Here is a 5114-nt window from a genome sequence, read left to right as displayed (position 1 = left end):
CGGGCTTGGCCAACAGGCGCTCCAGCTCGGCGGCGGCCTGGTCCGGCCGCGCCCTGCCCTGGTACTGCAGCCGCTCCAGCGGCTCGTCAGGATAGAGCGGCCGGTCATCGGGCGGGGCGCCGGCGCCCGCGGCCGATCCGAACCCGATCGCCAGCATCAGCATGACGACGCAACCGCAAACAGCACGGACGAGGCGAGACATCATCGGATCAGGTTCTGGCGGGCATTCCGGAAGCTCAATCTACCGGCGTCAGCTTGGCGACCGACAGCGCCAGCCACTTCGGGCCGTGGCGGCCGAAGTTGACCTGGGCACGGGCGTCTTCGCCCTTGCCTTCCAGCGTGACGATCACGCCCTCGCCGAACTTGGTGTGGAACACACCCTGGCCGACCCGCAAGCCATGGCCGGCGGCTTTCGCAGCGCTGGCCTGCATGCTGGCCGGCACCGGCGGCATGGCCGGCGCGGCAGGCGGGTTCCAGCCTGATGAACGGCCTGCGCCGACAACGGAATTGAGCCCGCTGCCGCGCTGCCAGGCGGCCTGGTAGTCGCGTGCAAAGCCGGAGCCGAAACCCTGGTTGCGCGGCGTGAGCCACTTCAGCGCGGTTTCGGGCAGCTCGTCGAAGAAGCGGCTCTTGACGTGGTACTTGGTCTGGCCGTGCAGCATGCGGGTCTGGCTGAAGCTCAGGTACAGCCGCTGGCGGGCGCGGGTGATGGCCACATACATCAGCCGCCGCTCCTCTTCCAGCCCGTCGGCGTCGGACATCGCGTTTTCATGCGGGAACAGGCCTTCTTCCAGCCCGGTGATGAACACCGCGTCGAACTCCAGTCCCTTGGCCGAGTGCACCGTCATCAGCTGCACCGCGTCCTGGCCGGCCTGGGCCTGGTTGTCGCCGGCTTCCAGTGCCGCGTGCGTCAGGAATGCGGCCAGCGGGCTCATGATCTCGCCGGTCTCGGCGTCGGGCGTCATGTCCACCGCGGCCACGGCGTTGGGCAGGCCGGCGGCGCTGCCGTCGGCGATCTGGCCCGGGCCGTGTTCGTCGACCGGCAACGCAATCGCGTCCTTGCCAAAGCCTTCCTGCGTGACAAAGGCCTCGGCCGCGGTGACCAGTTCTTCCAGGTTCTCGATGCGGTCCGCGCCTTCCTTCTCGGTGCGGTAGAAGTCGATCAGCCCCGAGCGCTGCAGCATGTGCTCGATGATCTCGCGCAGCGTCAGGCCGTGCGTCTCATTGCGCATCGAATCGACCAGCGCATTGAACGCCACCAGGTTCGCGCCGCCCTTGCCACCGACCGCACCCACGCTCTGCCACAGGCTGCGGCCGCTCTGGCGCGCGGCGTCCTGCAACTGCTCCAGCGTGCGTGCGCCAATGCCGCGCGTGGGGAAGTTGACGACGCGCAGGTAACTGGTGTCGTCGTTGCAGTTCTCGATCAAGCGCAGGTAGGCCAGCGCGTGCTTCACTTCTGCGCGCTCGAAGAAGCGCAGGCCACCGTAGACGCGGTACGGAATGCTGGCATTGAACAGCGCCGATTCGATGACCCGCGACTGCGCATTGCTGCGGTACAGGATGGCCATTTCGCGCCGGTGCATGCCCGCGCGGTGCAGTTGCTGCAGTTCCTCCAGGATCCACTGCGCCTCGTTGAAGTCGCTGGCCGATTCCTGCACCCGCACCGGCTCGCCGGGCCCGGCCTCGGTGCGCAGGTTCTTGCCCAGGCGCCGGCTGTTGTGGCCGATCAGGTGGTTGGCGGCGTCCAGGATGTTGCCGAAGCTGCGGTAGTTGCGCTCCAGCTTGATGACGTGCTGCACGCGGAACTCGCGCTCGAAGTCGGCCATGTTGCCGACCTGCGCGCCGCGGAAGGCGTAGATGCTCTGGTCGTCGTCGCCCACCGCCATCACGGCGGTCTGCGGGCCGGCGAACATCTTCAGCCAGGCGTATTGCAGCTTGTTGGTGTCCTGGAATTCGTCGACCAGGATGTGGCGGAAGCGGCGCTGGTAGTGCTCGCGCAGCAGCGGGTCGTCGCGCATCAGCTCGTAGGTGCGCAGCATCAGTTCGGCAAAGTCGACCACGCCTTCGCGCTCGCACTGGTCCTGGTAGGCCTGGTAGATCTCGACCATCTTCTGGCTCTGGCCGTCGTGCACCACCACGTCGTTCGGCCGCAGCCCGTCTTCCTTGCTGCCGGCAATGAACCAGTGGACCTGCTTGGGCACAAAGCGCTCTTCGTCCAGGTTCATGCCCTTGATGACGCGCTTCACGGCGCTCAGCGTGTCGCCGTTGTCCAGGATCTGGAAACTCTGCGGCAGATTGGCCTGCTTCCAGTGGGCGCGCAGGAAACGGTTGCACAGCCCGTGGAAGGTGCCGATCCACATGCCGCGCACGTTGACCGGCAGCATCGCGCCCAGGCGCGTCAGCATTTCCTTGGAGGCCTTGTTGGTGAAGGTCACGGCCATCACGCCGCCGGGCGAGATCTGGCCGGTCTGCAGCAGCCAGGCAATGCGCGTGGTCAGCACCCGGGTCTTGCCCGAGCCGGCGCCGGCCAGGATCAGCGAAGCCTGCGGCGGCAGCGTGACGGCGGCGTATTGCTCGGGGTTCAGGCCGCGCAGCAGCGGATTGTCGTCCGGCAACGCCATGGCCGGCGGCAGGCCGGGCGGGAAATCGGAAGGGTCCTGAACGTGCATTTCGTTCATTTTAGGGATGCCTGGCGACCTGGCTGGAAAGTGTGCGCGACGGGAAAGCCCTGCTTGTGGCAGGCGCCACACTGCGTGCAGTGCGGTTTTGTATGCAAACGCGTAGACTCAGCCACCGGGCCCAAACTCTGGCGCCCGGTGCTGGTGAACCGCCACCGCCCCTTGCAGGGCGGCTTCGCGCGGCACCCGCCGGGCTCAGGTCAAGCGCTCGCAGCCCATGTCGGCACACTGCCTTCAACGCGCCGACACCCCTGGAGCTCCGAGAACAATGGACATCTTCGACTACGACAACGTGCTGCTCTTGCCCCGCAAGTGCCGCGTGGACAGCCGCGCCCAGTGCGACACCGGCGTGGATTTCGGCGGCCGCCGCTTCAAGCTGCCGGTGGTGCCGGCGAACATGAAGACGGTGGTGGACGAGCCCATCACCGAATGGCTGGCCGCCAACGGCTACTTCTACGTGATGCACCGCTTCGACCTGGACAACGTGGCCTATGCCCGCCACATGCGCGAGCGCGGCCTGTTCGTCTCCATCAGTTCGGGCGTGAAGCCGGCCGACCGCGAGGTCATCGACCGGCTGGCCGCCGACGGCGTGGGCGCGGACTACATCACCATCGACATTGCCCATGGGCACGCCGAAAGCGTGCGCCAGATGATCGACCACATCAAGCACAAGCTGCCGCAGGCCTTCATCATCGCCGGCAACGTCGGCACGCCCGAAGGCGTGATCGACCTGGAAAACTGGGGTGCGGACGCGACCAAGGTCGGCATCGGCCCCGGCAAGGTCTGCATCACGCGGCTGAAGACCGGCTTTGGCACCGGCGGCTGGCAGCTCTCGGCGCTGAAGTGGTGTGCCCGCGTGGCCACCAAGCCCATCATTGCCGACGGCGGCATCCGCCACCACGGCGACATTGCCAAGAGCGTGCGCTTCGGCGCCGCCATGGTGATGGTCGGCTCGCTGTTCGCCGGCCATGAAGAGTCGCCGGGCGCCACGGTCGAGGTCGACGGCAGACGCTACAAGGAGTACTACGGCTCGGCCAGCGACTTCAACAAGGGCGAGTACAAGCACGTCGAAGGCAAGCGCATCCTCGAACCCGTCAAGGGCCACCTGGCCGACACGCTGCGCGAGATGCGCGAGGACCTGCAAAGCTCCATCAGCTACGCCGGCGGCGTGCAGCTGACCGACCTGAGGAAGGTCAACTACGTGATCCTGGGCGGCGAGAACGCAGGCGAGCACCTGCTGATGTGAGGCCCCCAAGCGAAGGATTCGTGCCCGCCGCTTGCTGCACTATCATGCCCCGCACGCCTCCGACGAAGAGCGGTAGCGGCAAGCTTTGAGGGAGGGATCGCATGAGCAGCATCGACGGGAACAATCCTTTTGCGCCACAGCAAGCGGCGGGTCTGATCGTCGACACCTTTGTCGTCCAGGACTGAGACCCCCGTGCCTGCTGCCCCCGTGCTGCTGGACACGCTGCATCAGGTCGAAACGCCCGAGGGCATCACGCTGGCGCTGCGGCCGGCGGGCTTGCCGGCGCGCGGGCAGGCCTATGTCATCGACCTGCTGATCCGCATGGTGGTGATGGGCACGCTGGCGGCCCTGCTGGCCGCGCTGAAAGGCTTCGGCACCGGGCTGTGGCTGGCCACGGCCTTCCTGGTCGAGTGGTTCTACCCGGTGCTGTTCGAGCTGATGCCGGGTGCCGCCACGCCGGGCAAGCGCATCGTCGGCCTGCAGGTGCTGATGGACAGCGGCCTGCCGGTCACCGCGGGCGCCTCGGTGCTGCGCAACCTGTTGCGGGCGGTCGATTTCCTGCCGATGGCCTACTTCGCGGGCTGCATCTCGATGCTGCTGCGGCGCGACTTCCGCCGCCTGGGTGACCTGGTGGCCGGCACGCTGGTGGTCTATGCACCGGCCGCGCTGAACACCCAGGCCACTGTGGCGGGACCGGCACTGCCGCCGGCCCGACCGCTGACGGTGGCGCAACAGACCGCCGTGCTGCACCTGGCCGAGCGCCAGCGCCGGCTGACACCGCAACGCCTGGACGAACTTGCCCAGCGACTGGCACCCTGGCTGCCGCTGGATCCGCACCCGACCCAGGCCATGTCGGCTGGCGAACGCCTGCTGGCGCTGTCGCGCTGGTTGTTGGGCCAACGCGAAGCAGCACCTGCCAGCCCGTCCACACCGCCGACGGGCGACATGCGGGCCGGCATGCGATGACACCTTTCGACTTCGAGCAGGCCCACCAGGCCGACTGGCGAGCGCTGGAGCAGCAGCTTCAGGCAGCCCAGCGCGGCCGCCGCAAGGTCAAGCGCGGCGAGTTCGCCACCGAGACCGAAAGCTTCGACGCGGCGCGGCTGGCCATGCTGTACCGCCGCAGCTGCGAGCACCTGGCGCTGGCGCGCAGCCGCAGCTACCCGATTGGCCGCATCCAGATGCTGGAG

The 5114-nt window shown here is 67.7% G+C and carries 3 protein-coding genes and 1 pseudogene; 3 read left to right on the top strand and 1 reads right to left on the bottom strand.

What is annotated here, in order from left to right; translation table 11 throughout:
• Positions 1-236 precede the first annotated feature (236 nt).
• On the bottom strand, positions 237-2621 hold the full coding sequence (locus FKP22_RS20695) for a UvrD-helicase domain-containing protein (protein WP_231012312.1): 2385 nt from the start codon (positions 2619-2621) through the stop codon (positions 237-239).
• A 325-nt stretch (positions 2622-2946) separates the two neighbouring features.
• On the opposite strand from FKP22_RS20695, the gene FKP22_RS20690 reads away from it, so the two are divergent.
• From FKP22_RS20690 to FKP22_RS33510, 3 genes and pseudogenes are all read left to right on the top strand, one after another.
• A complete protein-coding gene (locus tag FKP22_RS20690; protein WP_141289582.1) occupies positions 2947-3924 on the top strand; it encodes a GMP reductase in 978 nt (325 codons plus the stop codon).
• Positions 3925-4116: 192 nt separating this feature from the next.
• Positions 4117-4890, top strand: coding sequence for an RDD family protein (locus FKP22_RS20685; protein WP_231012226.1), 774 nt, complete (start codon positions 4117-4119; stop codon positions 4888-4890).
• Positions 4887-5114 (top strand): annotated as a pseudogene (locus FKP22_RS33510) (hypothetical protein); the annotation flags it as partial. The gene FKP22_RS20685 and the pseudogene FKP22_RS33510, both read left to right, overlap by 4 nt.

Source organism: Ideonella azotifigens, assembly GCF_006519715.1.
Classification (GTDB): domain Bacteria; phylum Pseudomonadota; class Gammaproteobacteria; order Burkholderiales; family Burkholderiaceae_C; genus Ideonella; species Ideonella azotifigens.
Note: the sequence above shows the minus strand (reverse complement) of the source record. Positions and strands in the feature narration are given on the sequence as shown.